Genomic DNA, 19,747 nt, shown 5'->3' on the forward strand with positions numbered 1-19,747 from the left:
CTCCTAGATTGAATTTTCTTACATTGTATCATTCTCATTTTTGTTTCTCGAATAAAACGCTTATACGAAAAATTTTGTCTATTCGTGTTACAATAATGAATATGAATTGAATTGGAGGATGACATATGTACCAAGCTTATTATGAAAGTGAATTAGGCTTGCTAGAAATTACAGCGAACGATAAAGGAATTACGTCTGTTATATTTGTTGATGAGAGACAAGAAGAACATATAAATGAAATGATAGATCAATGTATAAATGAGCTAGATGAATATTTTAAGGGGAATAGAAAAGAGTTCACAGTCCCGTTGTCTGCTGAGGGAACAGCATTTCAAAAAAAAGTATGGGATGCGCTCTATACGATTCCTTATGGCGTAAGTGCTTCATATTTAGATATTGCAGAGAAAGTCGGAAATACGAAAGCTGTACGAGCCATAGGAGGAGCAAATAGTCGCAATCCGATTTCAATAATCGTTCCGTGTCATCGTGTAATAGGAAAGAGCGGGAAACTTGTTGGGTATGCGGGCGGTTTATGGAGGAAAGAGTGGTTATTAAAACACGAAGGTATTTTGAAATGACGTATAGATGGGAAGAGGGATTGTTTTGAAATGTATAAATTGTGGGCAACTTTGCGAGGGAAATCAGTTAAATTGTGAAAGTTGCCAGCGGACTTTGCATACTGAACAGAGTGAAGGAAGTTCGCTAATAGACAAGGAATTAGAAGTATATGTAGGGAGACAATATCCGTATTACAAAAGGAAATGGGAGCTTGAGGAAAAGCGGATTGCTAGGTGGAGCTGGAATGGTTGGGCAGCTATTTTCAATGTAGGTTGGCTCGGATATCGTAAGTATTATTTACCTGCAGCTTTATTTGTATTGTTATTATTAGCGTGTGATGCGTTTTCTTATTATATGGGCTTCAACGTAGCATTGCCGATCATTAATATGGTGCCTCTTACGTTTCTATTACTCGTTTTTATTTTATTTGGAATGGCGATTTTTGCGAATGGATTATATTATCAATTTGCAGAAAGGCGTATATATCGAATAAAAGCACGAGAAATTCAAGATGAATCGGTTGAAAAGTACCTCATTCGTGATAGTGGTGGAACGAGTAAAATGGGAGCAACAATTGTTACGATTTTAGCGGTTGCTAGTATTTTTATCAGCCATTTCTTTTTCCCGACTGATCGAGATATTATTCAAAAAGTTCGTACAAGCTCGCTATATGAATATCCATTCTTTTCAATTGGTGAATCGTTTGAAAATTATTTTAGAAATCCGGGTTGGGCATATTATCGTGGCACTGAAGGATTAGAATTGGTAGAGTTCCAAGGGGATAGTCCGGATATGTCGAAGAAAAAGGTTACGATCCAATTTGTTGTTGATTATAAATTGGGTGAGATCGAACCATACTCACTTATGATTAATGGCGAATCTAAAAATGAGGAAGAATTTTTAAAGATAATGGACGAAATATTTAAAGTTCAAAATCCATTTGACATAGAGGATGGATTACAAGTAAAAGAAATAGAAAAAGAAGTGGATAGTAGAGCTCTCTATCCGCTTCTTTTTTTGTATATACGAAAATAATATTTGAAATAATCTGAATCTTTTGTATAATAATATGTATTATACTGGCTTTCATTTATCCCGCTTTAATGGGCAGTAAGACCCCCACCTCAAAATTCAGTGAAAGCAAAGAAGTTAGGTGGGGGGTAACTGCCCATTAAAGCCCGATTGGTTCAACTAATAATCAGTGGGGGATGAAGAACCCCCCACTGATTAAAGTTTCACTTTATACATATAGATTGGGGGAAGGAACAATGAAGAGAAAGGCAACAACGATTGCTGCAGTTGCATTATCGACTAGCGTATTAGTTGCAGGTTGCGGAAATGGGGAGAAGGCATCTACAACGAAGAAAGAAGCAGGTAAGGGGGTAGCAGATAAGCAAGTATTAAACTTACTAGAAACAGCAGAAATTCCTTCAATGGATACGTCAAAATCAACAGACTCTGTATCATTCCGTGCCTTTGTAAATGCAATGGAAGGATTATATCGCTTGGATAAGGATAATAAACCAACTCCAGGTATGGCAAAAGACGTGAAAATTAGTGAAGATAAAAAGACATATACATTTGAATTACGTGATGCGAAATGGTCAAATGGTGATCCAGTTCGAGCACAAGATTTTGTATATGCATGGCAACGTACATTAGATAAAGCAACGGCAGCTGAGTATGCATTTATTTTATTTGATGTGAAAAATGCACAGAAAGTAAATAAAGGAGAGTTACCGTTAGATCAATTAGGAGTGAAAGCGAAGGATGATAAAACGTTAGTAGTAGAATTAGAACAACCAGCACCATATTTCCTTGAGCTTACTTCATTCCCAACATTCTTCCCTTTAAATGAAAAATATGTGAAAGAACAAGGAGATAAATACGGATTAGAAGCAGATAAATTATTATATAATGGACCGTTTACGATGAGTGAATGGAAACATGAACGAAGTTATCAGTTAAAGAAAAACCCTAATTATTGGGATAAAGATACTGTGAAGTTAGAAGAAATTAATGTGAATATTGTGAAGGAAACGAGCACAGGAGTAAATTTATATGATAGTGATCAAGCGGACCGTGTTATTTTAACTTCTGAATTTGTTGATAAATATAAAAAGAATAAGCCAGATGAATTTAAAACGAAGTTAGATCCACGTATGTATTTCTTACGATTTAACCAAAAAAATGCAACGTTTAAAAATCAAAAAGTTCGTGAAGCAATTGACCTAGCATATGATAAAAAAGGAATTGCAAATGTTATTTTAAATGACGGATCATTGCCAGCATATTTCTTAGTACCTGAAAAATTTACGACAGGACCAGATGGGAAAGATTTCCGTACTGTAAATAAAAATTTCCGTGACAGTAAAGATAATGCAGCAAAAGCGAAAAAGTTATGGGAAGAAGCAAAGAAAGAACTTGGCCAAGATACAATTACAGTCGAATTACTAAATGATGATAACGGTAGTCGTAAAAAAGTAGGAGACTTTATTAAAGAAGAGTTAGAGAAAAATTTACCTGGTATTAAAGTGAATTTAAAACAACAGCCATATAAACAGAAGTTAGATTTAGAAAAGAAATTTGAATATGAATTCTCTTTATCTGCATGGAGTCCAGACTATCCAGATCCAATGACTTATATTGATATGTTTGTTACTGGAAGCTCATTTAATGAAATGGATTATTCTAATCCGAAGTATGATGAGTTAGTAGCGAAGTCAAAAGGAGAACTATTAAAAGATGATAAAGCACGCTGGAATGCACTTGCAGAAGCGGAAAAAATCTTAATTGGTCAAGATGCTGCCATTTCTCCTACGTATCAACAAAGTACAGCATATTTAGAGAAACCGTACGTAAAAGGTATTGCGAATCATACGTTTGGTGGGGACTTCAGTTATAAGTGGGCATATATTACAAAAAAATAGTATAATAAAAGATGAGTGAATTTTCGCTCATCTTTTATTTGTATAGGAGGAATTATAGTTGTTAAACGGAATCAATCATCTTTGTTTTTCAGTATCTAATCTAGAAGATTCTATTGAATTTTACGAAAAAGTATTGGAAGGAGAATTATTAGTTAGAGGAAGAAAACTTGCATATTTTAATATATGTGGAGTATGGGTAGCACTTAATGAAGAAATACATATTCCGAGAAATGAGATTTATCAATCTTATACACATATTGCGTTTTCTGTTGAACAGAAAGACTTTGAAAGTCTACTGCAGCGATTAGAAGAAAATGATGTTCATATTTTAAAAGGAAGAGAACGTGATGTAAGGGATTGTGAATCTATCTATTTTGTTGACCCAGACGGACATAAGTTTGAATTTCATTCAGGGACATTGCAAGACAGACTTAATTATTATAGGGAAGATAAACCTCATATGACATTTTACTAAGGAGGAAAAGAAGTTGCATGCGCTAGTAATTGGTGGAACAGGAATGCTAAAGAGGGTGTCTATGTGGCTTTGTGAGCAAGAGTTTCATGTTTCTATTATTGGAAGAGATGAAGTGAAATTAGAAAATGTTAAACGAGAGAGTGCTATACCAGAAAATATCACATGCCTTCCGTTAGATTATCATAATGATGACGATGTAAAGGTAGCTATTAAAAGCACAATTGAGCGGAATGGCCCAATAACATTAGTTGTCGCATGGATACACTCAAGTGCAAAAGATGCGTTATCACTTATTTGTAGAGAATTAGACTTGTCGTCTGAAACATACGAAGTTTTTCATATTTTAGGCAATAAAGCGTCGAGAATAGCCTCACAAAAAATAGGCGGTACGCGTAGCTATCATAGAATAATTTTAGGTTTTATATTAGAAGATACATACGCAAGATGGCTTACTCATGAAGAAATATCGGATGGGGTAATAAAAGGAATTGAAAGTAAATGTAATGAATGGATTGTAGGACGAGTAGAACCGTGGGAATTGCGGCCAACATGGTAAGGGGGAATTGAAGTGAAGACAACGGTATATGTAACAAGGCATGGTGAAACGGAATGGAATGTAGCGAAGCGAATGCAAGGACGGAAAAATTCTGCTTTAACTGAAAATGGTATACTGCAAGCTAAGCAATTAGGAGAGCGAATGAAAGATTTATCTATTCATGCGATCTATAGTAGTCCGAGTGAAAGAACCCTTCATACTGCAGAGTTAATAAAGGGAGAACGTGATATACCAATAATCGCGGATGAGCATTTCTATGAAATTAGCATGGGTATATGGGAAGGACAGACCATTGATGATATAGAAAGGCAATACCCAGACGACATACAGTTATTTTGGTATGAACCACATCTTTTTCAGTCAACATCAGGAGAAAATTTTGAGGCTGTTCATAAAAGGGTAATTGAGGGGATGCAGATTCTTTTAGAAAAGCATAAAGGAGAAAGTATATTAATTGTTTCTCATGCGGCAGCGGCAAAGCTACTTGTAGGACATTTTGCAGGTATTGAAATAGAAAATGTGTGGGATGATCCATTTATGCATAGTGCTAGTTTGAGTATTATAGAATTTGAAGAAGATAAAGGTGAAGTGAAGCAATTTGCAGATATAAGTCATTTTCAGTAAGCATACAAAAAAGGCCGTGAAAACGGCCTTTTTTGTATGAAAAACTAGCAATTGCGTTTTTTATACCAGAAGTGATCGAATTTCTTGTTTTTGCAAGATGGGAATTTATGTCCGCCACCTTTGCAATCGTTCCATTTCTTTCCATCATCACACGAATCGTCGCAAGAGCCACCGTGTCCATTCGGGAAGAATTCGCATTTTTTACAGTAACATCGTTTCGTCCAGTAAAATTTCTTTTCAAAGCGTACACATTTTGTAACGAAAGTACAATGTTTTCTACGAGTACGTTTTGTAACTAAAACGCATTCTTTTCTACGTGTTACTTTCGTAACGAACGTCCATTTTTGAACGCGTACACGCGTACATTTCGTAACAAATGTCCATTTTTTAACATGCGTACATTTTGTAACGAAAGTACAATGTTTCACGCGAGTACATCTTGTTCTTGGACATTTACAATCGTCGCTACATTCTATTTTTGTAGTACAATCATCATCGCATTCAAAAGTACTTGGATCTTGGTGTAAGAAATCCTCCATCCCAGCACTTTTGATTTCTTCAACCGCTTTTCTAATATCACGTTTCATAGAAATCCTCCTTATCATGTATTCAGGTGAAAAGGTATTCTTTTTCCTTAACATGATATGAGATATGACGTCTTTCTGAACAGGACAAGAGTGTAATTTTATATAAATAGATGATAGCGGATGTATGGACAAGGCGAGTTGCATACATTGAATGAAGAGAACTGAGAAGGGATGAGAAAACATGTTACCTTCATATGATTTTTTTATTCATCCAATGTACTTAGTGGAATTGAAAAAAGACATTTGGTCAGACAGTCCAGTGCCAGCAAAATTAACTTATGGAAAAAAGAAGTATGATATTGATATCGTATACCGTGGTGCTCATATTCGTGAATTTGAGAAAAAATCTTATCATGTTATGTTTTATAAGCCTAAAAAATTTCAAGGTGCGAAAGAGATTCATTTAAATTCTGAGTTTATGGATCCGTCTCTCATACGAAATAAATTATCTTTAGACTTTTTTCATGATATTGGTGTACTTTCACCGAAATCACAACATGTGTTTATAAAAATTAATGGTCAAATTCAAGGTGTATATTTACAGTTAGAATCAGTTGACGAAAACTTTTTGAAAAATAGAGGATTACCGAGTGGTTCTATTTATTATGCGATAGATGATGATGCGAATTTTTCTTTAATAAGTGAGAGAGATAAAGATGTTAAGACCGAGCTCTTTGCGGGTTATGAATTTAAATACTCGAATGAAAATAGTGAAGAACAGCTGAGTGAATTTGTATTTCAAGCGAACGCTTTGTCGAGGGAATCTTATGAAAAAGAAATTGGGAAGTTTTTGCATGTTGATAAATATTTACGATGGTTAGCTGGCGTTATTTTTACACAAAACTTTGATGGTTTCGTTCATAACTATGCACTATATCATAATGATGAAACAAATTTATTTGAAGTAATACCGTGGGATTATGATGCGACTTGGGGGCGAGATGTACAAGGGAGACCACTTAATCATGAATATATTCGTATTCAAGGTTATAACACGTTAAGTGCAAGATTGTTAGATATACCTGTATTTAGAAAGCAATACCGAGGTATTTTGGAAGAAATATTAGAAGAACAATTTACCGTTTCATTTATGATGCCGAAAGTAGAAAGTTTGTGTGAGTCGATTCGTCCTTATTTACTACAAGATCCATATATGAAAGAAAAATTAGAAATATTTGATCAAGAAGCTGATATGATTGAGGAATATATAAATAAAAGAAGAAAGTATATACAAGATCATTTACATGAATTGGATTAATTTTGAAAGAGATTGGAACATTATCAATCTCTTTTTTTGTATAATAAAGAAGTATTGGTAGAATTGGCGTAATATATACTTAATAAAGGATGGAGATGTGGAAACATGACGGTAAAATGGATTGATTGGGTAAAACAAATACAATCTATAGCTCAAGCGGGTTTAACGTATTCTAAGGATGTGTATGATATAGAACGTTTCCAACAATTACGGGATATTTCCATTTCGATGATGTCACATTATACAAAGACAGATTGGGAAGTTGTAGAGAAGTTATTTGCAAATGAGACAGGCTATCAAACACCTAAAGTCGATATAAGAGCAGTCGTTTTTCAAAATGAAAAGTTATTATTTGTGAAAGAAAAAAGTGATGGGAAATGGGCATTGCCAGGTGGATGGGCTGATATCGGTTATACGCCGACAGAAGTAGCAGCAAAAGAGGTTTTCGAAGAGACAGGTTATGAGGTAGATCATTTTAAGTTACTAGCTATATTTGATAAAGAAAAACATCAACCATCGCCTTCAGCAACGCATGTATATAAAATTTTTATTGGCTGTAAAATTATTGGTGGTGAAAAGAAAACTAGTATTGAAACAGATGATGTGGAGTTTTTTGGTGAAAATGAATTGCCTAATTTATCGATTGCTAGAAATACAGAAGAGCAAATTAAACAAATGTTTGCCTACATAAAAGAACCTCAGAAAGAAATAGTAATAGATTAATAATGCGTATGCCTGTGATATTGTCGGCATGAAGATATTGGCAGAATGCAACCTTTATGTAATAATGAGATGGTATGTGAAGAAAAAAGGAGATAGAAAATAAGATGTTAGCAAGCATAATAGATCAGTTATTGCAATTTTTTGCAAGTTTAGGTTACTTTGGAGTAGCGCTAGCTTTAATGATTGAAATTATCCCGAGTGAAATTGTACTTTCGTATGCTGGCTTTTTAGTCGCAGATGGTAAAATTAGCTTTGTCGGTGCAGTTATTGCTGGAACAATCGGTGGTACTTTAGCCCAAATCTTTTTATACTGGCTTGGATACTACGGAGGACGTCCAGTTGTAGAGAAATATGGGAAATATCTGCTTATTAATAAACACCATTTAGACATAGCAGAAAATTGGTTTAAGCGTTACGGAGCAGGCGTAATCTTTTCGGCACGTTTTATCCCAGTCGTACGTCATGCAATTTCTATTCCAGCAGGATTAGCTAAGATGCCATTAAAACTATTCACACTGTATACAGTAGTTGCGATTATTCCGTGGTCAATACTATTTATATATTTAGGTGAAAAGCTTGGTGGAAATTGGCGACATATTAAAGAATATGCATCTGATTACACACATTACATAATTATAGGAGCGATTCTCTTTATTGCTCTATACTTCGGTTTAAAGTATTTCAAAAAGAAAAAAGCAGCGCGTTAAAGTCAATGATTTTTCATTGGCTTTTTTTACTTGTTTCGGTTCTAAAAAAAAAGAGTTGTCCATAATGTGTAATAATAAAGTGTAGCGGGGGAATGTGATGAAAGGGTCACCGTTTATACGTGGAACGATATTTTTAACAATGGCAACGATGATATCTAAAATGTTAGGGTTTATATATGTTATACCATTTACAGCTATGGTCGGTACGAGTGGATACGTTTTATACACGTATGCTTATCGTCCATATACAATTATGCTCAGCATTGCGACGATGGGACTACCACTTGCAGTTTCAAAGATGGTATCAAAATATGATCAACTAAATGATTATCATACGGTTAAGAGAGTGCTGAAAAGTGGAATTGTTTTTATGTTTATAATGGGAATTATTTCGAGTTTTACGTTGTATATGCTAGCTCCGCATTTGGCTAAACTTGTAATCGATGGAAATGATCAAACGGGGAATAGTATAGCGGCGGTCACTACTAATATTCAAATTGTAAGTTTTGCGTTAATACTTGTACCAGTCATGAGTTTATTAAGGGGCTTTTTTCAAGGGTTCCAATCGATGGGGCCTTCTGCTCTAAGTGTAGTTGTAGAGCAATTTTTTCGGGTATTAACCATCTTGATAGGAAGCTTTGTCGTTATATATATTTTAAAAGCTTCTATCTCACTAGCTGTTGGTATTTCAACATTCGGTGCTTTTATGGGAGCGATAGGTGGACTAACTGTTTTAAGTGCGTATTACATAAGGAGGAGAAAGCACTTAAAGAAAAAAGAAATGGCAAGTATACCACAAACAACGAAATCTTTTTTCTCACTCTATAAGGAGCTCTTTACATATTCAATACCATTTGTTGTGGTTGGTTTAGCAATTCCGTTGTATCAGACGATTGACACATTTACAATTAATAAATTGCTTATACAAATGGGATATATGCAAGGAGAAGCAGAGAAGATTAATGCAATAATTGGACTTGTTCAGATGGTTGTACTTATCCCAGTTTCCGTTGCGACTGCTTTTAGTATGTCACTCGTACCTGAGATGACAAAAGCTTATACAGCAGGAAATGTGAAGTTACTGTACAAACATTTTACGAGGACGAATCTATTAGTGGTAGGTATTACGGTACCAGCGGCGATTGGAATGATGATGTTAGCAAAACCAGTATATACTCTTTTATTCGGTGCCGGAAATGATCCAGAGATGGGGAGTATTATTTTACAGTATTACGCTCCTGCCTGTATACTATTTTCGCTTTTTACAGTAACAGCTGCGATGCTGCAAGGAATCAATCAGCAACAGAAAACGGTGCTAGGGTTAGTGATTGGCATTATTGTAAAGATAGTTTTAAATATTGTATTGCTTCCGTATTTCGATTATGTAAGTTTTATTATTTCAACATACGCTGGTTACACGATTTCAGTTGGTTTTAACTTGTGGATGCTTTCTAAATATGTTATAAAGGCAACATAAGCTTTTTAAGGCAGAGAGCGCTCTGTCTTTTTCTTTGTTTAAAATATTTTTCTTGTAAAAACGTTTTCAAAATAATTTTTCTATTGAAATTTAAACGTATGTTTCATATGCTGAGAATGGCGGTTCAAAAACTGTTATGTAAGAGAGGTAGATTCCTACATGTAAAAAGAATCGGGGTGATAGTATGTTAAATATTTATTTAACAGACCGAAACGGAAAACTACAAGAGATTGAGGAAATGCAAAAGGGTTGCTGGATTAATGTACTTCATCCAACGGAAGAAGAAATTCAATATCTAGTACAAACTTTAAATGTAGACTTAGATTTCATTAAAGACCCTTTAGATGATGAAGAACGTTCTCGTATTGAAAAGGAAGACAGTAATACTTTAATAATCGTGGATATTCCAACAGTTAGACATGATGAAGAAGGAAATTCGATTTATGACACGATTCCAATAGGTATGATTGTTATGCCAGATTGTTTTGTGACAATTTGTTTAGAGGAAAACCCAATATTTGAACGTTTTATTAATCAACGTATTAAAGAATTTTATACGTTTAAAAAGACACGATTTGCACTTCAGCTCTTATATACGATTTCTACTTATTATTTAAGATACTTAAAGCAAATTAACAGAAAAACAATTGATTTAGAGCATCAATTAAATCAGTCGATGAAAAATAAAGAGATTTTCACATTGCTAGGTCTTGAAAAAAGTTTAGTTTACTTTACAACATCATTAAAGGCGAATAAAATCGTAATTCAAAAGTTAATGCGTAACAGTACATTTTTAAAAATGTATGAAGACGATCAAGATTTATTAGAAGATGTATTAATTGAAAATAAACAGGCTATTGAAATGGCGGAAATATATAGTCACATTTTAAGTGGAATGATGAATACTTTTAGTTCCGTTATATCAAATAACTTAAATAGTGTTATGAAACTGTTAACGTCTATTACAATCATTTTATCGTTACCAACGATGGTTTCTAGTTTCTTTGGAATGAACGTAAAAGTTCCGTTTGAAGGGGAAGCGCACGGTTTTGTAATTGTACTTATAATATGTGTAACACTATCTTTCACATTAGCATTTGTTTTTTGGAAGAAACGTTACTTTTAACGATAAGAAAGCTGCTATAGCATAGTTATATAACTGCGCTAGAGCAGCTTTTTTGCTATGAAATCGAAAGTTTTGAATAGAATATAGCTTATGAAATGTAATGTATATGATAGAGGGGAATTTCGCATAAGTCTTGTTCAATTAATGAAATAGGGTTAAAATTACATATTGTTAATGAAAAGTTGGAGGAAATACATCATGGAATTGTTTCAATTACCGAAAGCATTCCTGCAAATGAATACAATCTTTATCTCCATATTGATCGAAGCACTTCCTTTTGTGCTCATTGGTGTATTTATTTCAGGATTCATTCAAATGTTTGTTACAGAAGATATGGTAGCAAAATGGATGCCGAAAAACCGATTTCTGTCTGTTTTAATGGCTACTTTTTTAGGGATGATGTTTCCGGGCTGTGAATGTGGAATTGTTCCGATTGTAAGACGATTAATCGGAAAAGGGGTTCCGCCATATGCCGGGATTGCATTTATGTTAACTGGACCAATCATTAATCCAGTCGTATTATTTGCAACATACGTTGCCTTTGGAAGTAGTATGCACATGGTATGGTATCGTTCTATTGTAGCGATTATCGTAGCAATTATCGTTGGAATTATATTATCATTTATGTTTAAAGAACATCAATTACGAGATGATCACTTCCCAGAAGTGAATCATAAGCGTCCATTACGTAAAAAAATGTGGGATGTATGTACGCATGCTGTTGAGGAATTTTTCTCGATGGGGAAATATTTAGTATTAGGTGCGTTAATTGCAGCAGCAGTTCAAACGTTCGTACAAACTTCAACACTTCTTGCTATAGGACAAGGTCCGTTTTCTTCACCAGCTGTTATGATGGGACTTGCTTACATTTTATCACTTTGTTCAGAAGCAGATGCATTTATTGCTTCGTCATTCCAAAGTACATTTTCAACAGCATCACTTGTCGCGTTCCTCGTATATGGACCGATGGTGGATATTAAAAATATGTTTATGATGCTTGCGACATTTAAAACAAAATTTGTAATTGTCGTTACAGTTACAGTTACACTTGTTGTTTATGCAAGCTCACTACTCATTTATGCGATGGGGTGGTAGGTTATGTTTCGAGCATATATATTATTAGGTTTTACAATCTTAATCGCGCAGCTTCATATTTCAGGTAATATTACGAAGTATATTAATATGAAGTATGCCTACTTATCAAAAACAGCAGCTATTATATTAGGTTTTTTAACTGTTGTTCAAATTATAATCGTTTTCCAAAAAGAACATCAAAAAGAAAGAGAACAGCATAATTGTGGTTGTGATCATAGCCATTGTGGGCATGATCATTCGAAAGATGAAAATACTTGGTGGAAAAAAGCATTTTCGTACACATTGTTTTGTTTTCCGATAGTCTCAGGTTTATTTTTCCCGATTGCAACGTTAGATTCAGATATTGTTAAGGCAAAAGGGTTTCATTTTCCAGTAGCACAAGCGGAAAGTAAAGATCCATTTATGACAAGGCAATTTCTAAGACCTGATACGAGCATTTATTACGGGAAAGAAGGATATCGTGGTGTAATGGAAAAAGGGAAAAAAGAGTTTGTTACGAAAGATAGTATTGCTTTAAAAGATGAAGATTTCTTAAAAGGGATGGAAACAATTTATAATTATCCTGGCGAGTTTACTGGGAAGAAATTATCTTTTAAAGGGTTTGTTTTCAAAGATGATTCTTCTAAAAAAGAACAATATTTCTTATTCCGTTTCGGTATTATACATTGTGTAGCGGATTCTGGTGTATATGGTATGTTAGTGAAAAAGCCAGAAGGGGTAGAATGGACCAATGATGATTGGATTCAAGTTGAAGGAGAAATATCAACGGAATTTTATCAGCCATTCCATGCGAACATTCCTGTTTTAGAAGTAACGAAATGGAATAAAGTTGAACAACCGAAAGAGCAATATGTATTTAGAGGAGCCGATTGATAACATCGGTTCTTTTTTATGGACTAAGAGTTCTGAATGTTGTTAATATTAAACGTGTAGTTCATTTAGTATAGTGATTATTGAGATATTAGGGATACATCATTAAAGGGGTGATAACAATGACAGAAGTAAAGGGGAAAACAGCCAATGAATCAAGGGTGTTCAAAACGAGCCGAGTATTTCCAACAGATTTAAATGATCATAATACGTTATTTGGTGGAAAGATATTAGCCGAGATGGATATGGTTGCTTCTATTTCAGCGACGAGGCATGCAAGAAAAGAATGCGTCACAGCATCTATGGATTGGGTAGATTTTTTACATCCTGTTCGTTCTACCGATTGTGTGAGTTATGAATCCTTTGTAATTTGGACGGGTAGAACGTCTATGGAAGTATTTGTGAAGGTAGTAGCAGAAGATTTAATTTCAGGTGAGAAGCGCATCGCAGCAACGTCATTTGTTACTTTTGTTGCACTTAGTAAGGAGAACAATCCAGTTCCAGTTCCTCGAGTAATTCCTGAAACAGAAGAAGAGAAAGAATTACATCGCATTGCGGTATTGCGTGCAGAACAACGTCATATACGTAAGGCGGAGAGTAAGAAAGTAGCCACATTACTAACTTTTTAAGTTGAATATTAAGTCGTTAAAGGTATTATAACGGACTGAAATGTTTTTCATATGAAAAGCGGACACCTAACAATAGGTGTCCGCTTTTATAGTTTTTTCATCCACATATCATATGACTGTAACTACTTAGCAGAAGCAAGCAGCACCGACGATGATTAAGAGGATAAATAATACGACTAATAGCGCGAATCCATTACCATGTGCGAAGCCCATTGTTATTTCCTCCTTTTATTTTAAGATACAACATACAATATGCAAATGAGCTATCGTTTGATATGGACATATATCATGCAATGACATATTTTCTTGAATGATATTGTATTAAAAAAGGGAAGATATAGAAATAACAGTAAGTGGAGAAAGGAAAATATCCATGAAACACTTTTCCGTTGTAATCCTTTGTGTAATAGGTGTATTCATTTGGATGAACATCGATGTGGAAATGGGGAAAAAAATGGCTAGTGAATATGAATTAGGACAAGTTCGATTGGGTGAATTTCAACTGTATACGAACGGTGAAGAATTATATACAAAATTATTTGAGGATATACGCAATGCGGAAAAATACATATATATCCATTTTTATATTGTAGGTAAAGATGGAATAAGCAAAGAGTTTTTGCAGTTGCTTGAGAAAAAGGCAGCGAGTGGAGTAGAAGTGAAATTGTCAGTCGATCGAATAGGTGGATATAAGCTGAAGAAAAAGATAATTCGTCAACTAAAAAGCAATGGTGTCCAGTTTACGTTTAGTAAAAAGCCTAAACTAAAACACATATTCTATTCGTTGCATCAACGAAATCATAGACGAATTGTTACGATAGACGGAAAATTATCATATATCGGCGGCTTTAACATCGGAAAGGAATACCTTGGACAAGATCCGAAATTTGGTCCATGGCGTGATTATCATGTACGAGTCAAGGGGAATGGTGCCACGGATATGGAAAGAAAATTCGCTGATGACTGGAAAGAAGATACGGGAGAAAAAATGTCTGTACATGAAAGTTTACCTGCAATAGGGAATGTAAAATATCAATATTTATTTTCAGACGGAAAAGGGTTATGGGAAAAATATGGAGCGCTTTTAAAGCAGGCTAAAAAGTCTTTAATTATTGCTACACCATATTTTGTACCAAGTAAAGAAATGATGAAAGAGTTAAAAGGTGCATTAAACCGCGGTGTCAATGTGAAAATTCTCGTACCATTTAAAAGTGATGCAGTATTGTTAAAACAAGCTGCCTACCCGTATTTGAGAGAGATGAACCATGCTGGAGCGGAGATTTATCAATATCGGAATGGTTTTTTTCATGGGAAAGTAACAATCATTGATGGAGAAATTGTTGATATAGGTACAGCGAATTTTGATAATAGAAGTTTTTATTTAAATTGTGAATCTAATTGTGTCGTATATGATAAAACAGTTGTTGCTGACGTATGGGATCGACTAAAAGAAGACTTCCATAAATCAAAAAGATTTTCGGAAGAAGATTTTGAGAAAATTAGTAAATGGGATTGGTTTTTAGCAAGAATAGCAAATGTTATAGCATCATATTTATAGCATATAGACAAAAAGTAGGGAGGCACTTTCATGGATTGTATGAAAGAATTGATGAGGTATAGTTATATGCTTATATATAAGGTTGGGGAGTATACAGGACAGGTAAGAGACGAAGAATTAAAGGAGCTATTACAGCATCATTTACCATATATGTTGCAAGCATATAATGAACAAGTGAATTTTCAAGAAGGAGAGAACGTACAGCATATAACTTGTGAACCAATTTCATTTCATTTTCATGAAATGGAAAAGGAAACTGATAGTAAATATACAGGTGATATTTATATTGCAACTTGTTATATTTCGCATTTGAAACGGTTAGCGTTAAAGTTTGCTCAAGTGGCAGTTGAAGTTGCAAATCCAGAATTTCGCTCGTTTTTAGAAAACTGCTTCCTGAAAATGAATCGTTATGCCTATAGTGTATGGCAATATGTCGTGAAGAAAGAGTATAAGATTAAACATGTATATGAAAAGGAGAAGTTTGCATAAGAAACTAAGGCGGAAAGATAGGCGCCTTAGTTTTTTACTTTTTGTGGAGAAAAAATGACTATATGTACATATCTATTATCAGAAAATTTACAAATATTTACCGTTTATTTACTATTTTTCAATCTTTCCTTTAAAAATAGAGAGTAATATGGGATTGTACATATTCTATCAAAAGGAGGAAACGCAAATGAACAAATGGGTTAAATCATTAACTGCTATGGCGCTTGCAAGTTCTTTATTAATGGTAGGTTGTAGTAAAGGTGAGGACAAGAAGAAAGAAGACGATACAACAACACAACAAGAGGATAAAAAGGATAAAGAAACAAGTGGAACTGAGAAGTCTACGGATTCTAAAGAAAAGAAATAATGTAATAATAGAGCTTTCTCTTTTATGTGAGGAAGCTTTTTTGTTGTAAATTGATTGAGATTATTGAAAAATAGAGAAAGAATGAAAGAGGGGGAAAACAAATGAAAGTATGTATATTGGGAGGAACAGGGCGAGTAGGTTCAAACATAATTAAATTAGCATTAAAAGATTCAGCAGAAGTGAATGCATTAGCGCGTGATTCAAGTAGAGTAGAAATAAATCATGAAAGATTACGAGTTATAGAAGGTAATGTATTAAATGAAAATGATATAAAGAAAGCGATAGAAGGAAGCGATATAGTAATTAGTGCACTTGGAACGGATCAAAATGGGACGTTAGCGAAGAGTATGCCACAAATTATAAAGAAAATGGAAGAAGAAGGAGTTCGTAAAATCATTACAATAGGAACAGCCGGTATTTTACAAGCAAGAACAAATCTAAATTTATATCGTTTTCAATCAACGGAATCAAAGAGAAAGTCGACAACAGCAGCAGAAGATCATTTAGCTGCATATAAGATACTTAGTAGTAGTAATTTATGCTGGACGGTCGTTTGTCCGACGCATTTAATTGACGGTGATGTGACAGGTATATATCGAACTGAAAAAGATGTATTACCAGAAGGAGGAGCAAAAATAACAGTTGGTGATACAGCGCAATTTACGTGGAATCTGTGTAGTGAAAACAAATATGAGAATAGCCGAGTAGGTATTTCCTATTAAAAAACCATCCCGAAATTGGGATGGTTAAAAGACGATATAACATACAAATATAATAATCATAATGATTTGGAGAATGGCTTTCGCTACTGTACTGCTTAAAAAACCAACTACAGTAGCAACTCCTACTAGAAAGGCGTCTTTTGGCGCTTTTTTATGCATGAGTTCTGTAATAAATACGGATAAGAACGGTATGATAATTAAACCGAATGGTGGGAAAAAGAAAGATCCGACGATGATAGAAATCATACCGACACGTTCTCCCCATTTAGAACTTCCGTATTTTTTTAAGAAATATCCATTTGCAATAAAATCAGCAACGAAAATGAATAGTGTGAAAATGACTTGAATAATCCAAAAGGAAGTTGTTAGTTCTCCGCCATTTATACCGAAATGGTAAATGAAATATCCAGCCCAGACAGCGAGGATGCCTGGAATGATAGGATAAATAAAGGCGAGAAATGAAACAATGAAACAGGCAATGATACAGATTGTTAATAATACTGTCACTTTATAGCTCCTTTTTTATATCTAATTTATGTACAGCAATTTTTTTGACTTGATGTCCATCAAGTTCTAATGCCTTAAATTGAAAACCGGCATATTCGATGGAGTAGCCAGCTTCAATATTTACGTCAACGGCTTGCGATAATAGCCAGCCTCCGATTGTATCTAAGTCGCTCTCATCAATATGTAAGCCAAACATATCATTTACTTCAGAAATAAGTACTTTTCCATCTAAAACAGTAAGTTTAGGCGTACGCTTTTCAATCATAGGTGATTCATCCGCATCAAACTCATCTTGAATTTCCCCAATGATTTCTTCAAGAATATCTTCCATTGTTAAAAGTCCAGCAGTACCACCATATTCATCCATAACGATTGCCATCTGAACGCGATTTTTTTGTAGATGAACTAACGTTTTGCGAATTGGAACAGTTTCAAATACAGTTAGTACTGGATGTATGTAAGATTCAAGTGGCTTATGAATGCCTTTTGTTTGATCATGAAATACTTCTTTCGTATTGATCATACCGATAATATCATCTTTATCTTTTTCGATGATAGGGTAGCGTGTATACTTTTCAGTTGCGACGATATCCATATTTTCTTCTAACGTATTTTCAGTAGATAAGCAAATCATTTCTGTACGAGGGACCATAATTTCTTTCGCAACTCGGTCGTCAAATTCAAAAATATTATTTACATATTTATATTCGGTTTGATTTATTTCGCCGCTTTTGAAACTTTCACCTAAAATGAGTCGTAGTTCCTCTTCAGAATGGGCAAGTTCATTTTCTTTCGCAGGTTCTAAACCGAGTAGTTTTGTGAAAAAGATAGCAGTACTATTAAGTAACCAAATGAACGGGTACATAATTTTATCAAATAAAATAAGTGGTCGTGCAAACTTAAGTGTGATTGCTTCTGCTTTTTGAATTGCAAAAGACTTTGGAACTAATTCACCTAATACAACATGGAAAAATGTAATCACACTAAAAGCAATAATAAAGGATAAAGTATTTGCCATTGTTCCAGTAATATTAATTTTTTCAAAGAGTGGTCGTAGTAAATGTTCCACAGTCGGTTCACCAAGCCAACCAAGCCCTAAAGAAGTAATTGTAATCCCGAGCTGACAAGCTGATAAATAAACGTCTAAATTGGATATGACACTTCTTGCAGCTAAGGCTTGTTTATTTCCTTCATTTGCAAGCTGATCAATTCGACTTTTTCGTACTTTTACAACAGCGAATTCTGATGCAACGAAAAAGCCGGAAATAAGGATAAGTATAAAGATGAGAAAAATATTTAATATGTCCAAGTGTATTCTCTATTCCGTCGTTTGGAATAAAGATGTCACCTCCTGCAATTATGTTATACTTTTATAATAAATCCAAATGAAAAGAATAGTCAAAGAAAAAGGGTAAATATTGGTATGTTTCTGCAATGGTTTTTGAATTTGCTGTTATTTTGTCCGCTATACAAAAGGAATAACCCTCTACTTTCAGATTCTAGAGGGTTATTTCAAATTAAGGTTTTGGAATACTTCTCGTTAAAGCGTATGATTGTTGTTTAAAGTGGTTTGTCGTCCATAGCGTTTGAAGGAATGAGAGTATACAATACGGGATATACAAAAGTAATAAGCTAATTGTAACAATAATAGGTGCATTTCCGCCGAATTGAACGATAAATTGCAATAGTCCACTTGCGTGAAAAACGCATTCCATAAAAACGAATGAAAGAATAATGGAACCTAAAATAGATTTATGATTCGAAGTAAGCGCTAAAAACAATGTATCTACAAGGAAAGAAGCTTGTTTTATTTCATATTCATTTGTATTACTTAAGAAAGGAATCCATTTTTTTATTGCTTGCATAACGATAATCATGGAAGTACTACAAACGATGATAAAAGATGAGTAGTAAGGAATCTTTATAAATTTTGTGATGTATAGGAGTAGTAATAAGACTGCGCATTGTAATAATACAGTACATAAAGAATAAGGAATCCATCTTAATAAAGAAGTGAACTTTTTAACCGATTGAGGTGCTTTAAAAAATAAATGGCCAATCCCTAAGCTGATGAAGAATCCGATTGCAAGAGTAAAGGTAAAACGAACAATCGATAAAAAATATATTTCCCACATGTAAGGGAATAACGGTGTTGATTGATTAGCAGTATGTACCATCTGATTTGCTGAGAAAAAGATAGATTCGTGCATCCAATCAATCTTTGGAATTGTCATCGAAGAAAGTTGTGCGAAGTTATGGAAAATGCTTATAAAGCCGGTGATGTATGAGTATTTATGTGTAATGAATAAAGCTGGAATAGGACTAATGATAAATATAATGAGAACACCAACGATAAATTTATATATATGTGAGCGCAATAAAGACATGTAACCACCTACTCTTTGAATATTCAGAAAATTCTTATTCTTATTTTAGCTTTTTTCGGAGTAAGTTACAATATATTTTTCTTAAAGAAGTTTAGTATTGTA

At 34.1% G+C, this 19,747-nt stretch carries 23 protein-coding genes; 18 read left to right on the forward strand and 5 right to left on the reverse strand.

Features of this window, described 5'->3' with window-relative positions; all coding sequences use genetic code 11:
- Positions 1-125: 125 nt before the first annotated feature.
- The 6 genes from ACTFRN_RS12580 (at position 126) to ACTFRN_RS12605 (ending at position 5,143) form a co-directional block, all read left to right on the forward strand.
- The gene (locus ACTFRN_RS12580; RefSeq protein WP_000283887.1) at positions 126-578 is read left to right on the forward strand and encodes a methylated-DNA--[protein]-cysteine S-methyltransferase; all 453 of its coding nucleotides are present in this window, start codon (positions 126-128) and stop codon (positions 576-578) included.
- 25 nt (positions 579-603) lie between these two features.
- Positions 604-1,593: a DUF2628 domain-containing protein gene (locus ACTFRN_RS12585; protein WP_014893812.1), complete on the forward strand. Its 990-nt coding sequence runs from the start codon at positions 604-606 to the stop codon at positions 1,591-1,593.
- Between the two features lie 233 nt (positions 1,594-1,826).
- Entirely contained in the window at positions 1,827-3,488 is a 1,662-nt protein-coding gene (locus ACTFRN_RS12590) for a peptide ABC transporter substrate-binding protein (protein WP_000823005.1), read from the forward strand.
- 58 nt (positions 3,489-3,546) lie between these two features.
- The gene (fosB, locus tag ACTFRN_RS12595; protein ID WP_000931692.1) at positions 3,547-3,963 is read left to right on the forward strand and encodes a FosBx1 family fosfomycin resistance bacillithiol transferase; all 417 of its coding nucleotides are present in this window, start codon (positions 3,547-3,549) and stop codon (positions 3,961-3,963) included.
- Between the two features lie 13 nt (positions 3,964-3,976).
- Positions 3,977-4,519, forward strand: coding sequence for a short-chain dehydrogenase (locus ACTFRN_RS12600; protein WP_074567838.1), 543 nt, complete (start codon positions 3,977-3,979; stop codon positions 4,517-4,519).
- Positions 4,520-4,531: 12 nt separating this feature from the next.
- Positions 4,532-5,143: a phosphoserine phosphatase 1 gene (locus ACTFRN_RS12605; RefSeq protein ID WP_000859178.1), complete on the forward strand. Its 612-nt coding sequence runs from the start codon at positions 4,532-4,534 to the stop codon at positions 5,141-5,143.
- A 44-nt stretch (positions 5,144-5,187) separates the two neighbouring features.
- On the opposite strand, the gene exsB is transcribed toward ACTFRN_RS12605, so the two are convergent.
- Positions 5,188-5,730, reverse strand: a complete 543-nt coding sequence (exsB, locus tag ACTFRN_RS12610) for an exosporium protein ExsB (protein ID WP_000817487.1) — start codon at positions 5,728-5,730, stop codon at positions 5,188-5,190.
- Positions 5,731-5,911: 181 nt separating this feature from the next.
- Between exsB and cotH the strand changes: the two genes are divergently transcribed.
- The 8 genes from cotH to ACTFRN_RS12650 all read left to right on the forward strand — a co-directional run bounded on the left by cotH (position 5,912) and on the right by ACTFRN_RS12650 (position 13,615).
- A complete protein-coding gene (cotH, locus tag ACTFRN_RS12615) occupies positions 5,912-6,988 on the forward strand; it encodes a spore coat protein CotH (RefSeq protein WP_074567839.1) in 1,077 nt (358 codons plus the stop codon).
- Between the two features lie 105 nt (positions 6,989-7,093).
- Entirely contained in the window at positions 7,094-7,711 is a 618-nt protein-coding gene (locus ACTFRN_RS12620) for an NUDIX hydrolase N-terminal domain-containing protein (RefSeq protein WP_000216910.1), read from the forward strand.
- 104 nt (positions 7,712-7,815) lie between these two features.
- Positions 7,816-8,418, forward strand: a complete 603-nt coding sequence (locus ACTFRN_RS12625; protein ID WP_000881205.1) for a DedA family protein — start codon at positions 7,816-7,818, stop codon at positions 8,416-8,418.
- 97 nt (positions 8,419-8,515) lie between these two features.
- Positions 8,516-9,895 (forward strand): putative polysaccharide biosynthesis protein, encoded by a 1,380-nt coding sequence (locus tag ACTFRN_RS12630; RefSeq protein WP_014893811.1) that lies wholly within the window; start codon positions 8,516-8,518, stop codon positions 9,893-9,895.
- A 184-nt stretch (positions 9,896-10,079) separates the two neighbouring features.
- Entirely contained in the window at positions 10,080-11,021 is a 942-nt protein-coding gene (locus tag ACTFRN_RS12635) for a magnesium transporter CorA family protein (protein ID WP_000932390.1), read from the forward strand.
- Positions 11,022-11,219: 198 nt separating this feature from the next.
- The gene (locus ACTFRN_RS12640; RefSeq protein ID WP_000418724.1) at positions 11,220-12,116 is read left to right on the forward strand and encodes a permease; all 897 of its coding nucleotides are present in this window, start codon (positions 11,220-11,222) and stop codon (positions 12,114-12,116) included.
- Between the two features lie 3 nt (positions 12,117-12,119).
- A complete protein-coding gene (locus ACTFRN_RS12645; protein WP_000488036.1) occupies positions 12,120-12,989 on the forward strand; it encodes a TIGR03943 family putative permease subunit in 870 nt (289 codons plus the stop codon).
- A 119-nt stretch (positions 12,990-13,108) separates the two neighbouring features.
- Positions 13,109-13,615 carry an acyl-CoA thioesterase gene (locus ACTFRN_RS12650; RefSeq protein WP_000141171.1) on the forward strand — a complete coding sequence of 169 codons (507 nt, stop codon included), beginning with the start codon at positions 13,109-13,111 and terminating at the stop codon, positions 13,613-13,615.
- Positions 13,616-13,741: 126 nt separating this feature from the next.
- On the opposite strand, the gene ACTFRN_RS12655 is transcribed toward ACTFRN_RS12650, so the two are convergent.
- Positions 13,742-13,828 carry a YjcZ family sporulation protein gene (locus ACTFRN_RS12655; RefSeq protein ID WP_000505094.1) on the reverse strand — a complete coding sequence of 29 codons (87 nt, stop codon included), beginning with the start codon at positions 13,826-13,828 and terminating at the stop codon, positions 13,742-13,744.
- A 160-nt stretch (positions 13,829-13,988) separates the two neighbouring features.
- On the opposite strand from ACTFRN_RS12655, the gene cls reads away from it, so the two are divergent.
- The 4 genes from cls to ACTFRN_RS12675 all read left to right on the forward strand — a co-directional run bounded on the left by cls (position 13,989) and on the right by ACTFRN_RS12675 (position 16,751).
- Positions 13,989-15,173 (forward strand): cardiolipin synthase, encoded by a 1,185-nt coding sequence (cls, locus tag ACTFRN_RS12660; protein ID WP_000680263.1) that lies wholly within the window; start codon positions 13,989-13,991, stop codon positions 15,171-15,173.
- 30 nt (positions 15,174-15,203) lie between these two features.
- Positions 15,204-15,662 carry a spore coat protein gene (locus tag ACTFRN_RS12665; protein WP_000340557.1) on the forward strand — a complete coding sequence of 153 codons (459 nt, stop codon included), beginning with the start codon at positions 15,204-15,206 and terminating at the stop codon, positions 15,660-15,662.
- 187 nt (positions 15,663-15,849) lie between these two features.
- Positions 15,850-16,029 carry a hypothetical protein gene (locus ACTFRN_RS12670; protein WP_001045960.1) on the forward strand — a complete coding sequence of 60 codons (180 nt, stop codon included), beginning with the start codon at positions 15,850-15,852 and terminating at the stop codon, positions 16,027-16,029.
- 101 nt (positions 16,030-16,130) lie between these two features.
- Positions 16,131-16,751, forward strand: coding sequence for an NAD(P)-dependent oxidoreductase (locus ACTFRN_RS12675; RefSeq protein ID WP_014893809.1), 621 nt, complete (start codon positions 16,131-16,133; stop codon positions 16,749-16,751).
- Between the two features lie 24 nt (positions 16,752-16,775).
- On the opposite strand, the gene ACTFRN_RS12680 is transcribed toward ACTFRN_RS12675, so the two are convergent.
- The 3 genes from ACTFRN_RS12680 to ACTFRN_RS12690 form a co-directional block, all read right to left on the reverse strand.
- A complete protein-coding gene (locus tag ACTFRN_RS12680) occupies positions 16,776-17,258 on the reverse strand; it encodes a DUF456 domain-containing protein (RefSeq protein ID WP_000217327.1) in 483 nt (160 codons plus the stop codon).
- A 1-nt stretch (position 17,259) separates the two neighbouring features.
- The gene (locus tag ACTFRN_RS12685; protein WP_000353720.1) at positions 17,260-18,567 is read right to left on the reverse strand and encodes a hemolysin family protein; all 1,308 of its coding nucleotides are present in this window, start codon (positions 18,565-18,567) and stop codon (positions 17,260-17,262) included.
- Positions 18,568-18,775: 208 nt separating this feature from the next.
- On the reverse strand, positions 18,776-19,645 hold the full coding sequence (locus tag ACTFRN_RS12690) for a hypothetical protein (protein ID WP_000055298.1): 870 nt from the start codon (positions 19,643-19,645) through the stop codon (positions 18,776-18,778).
- Positions 19,646-19,747 lie beyond the last annotated feature (102 nt).

This window comes from Bacillus cereus group sp. MYBK245-2, assembly GCF_051916145.1.
GTDB lineage: Bacteria > Bacillota > Bacilli > Bacillales > Bacillaceae_G > Bacillus_A > Bacillus_A pacificus.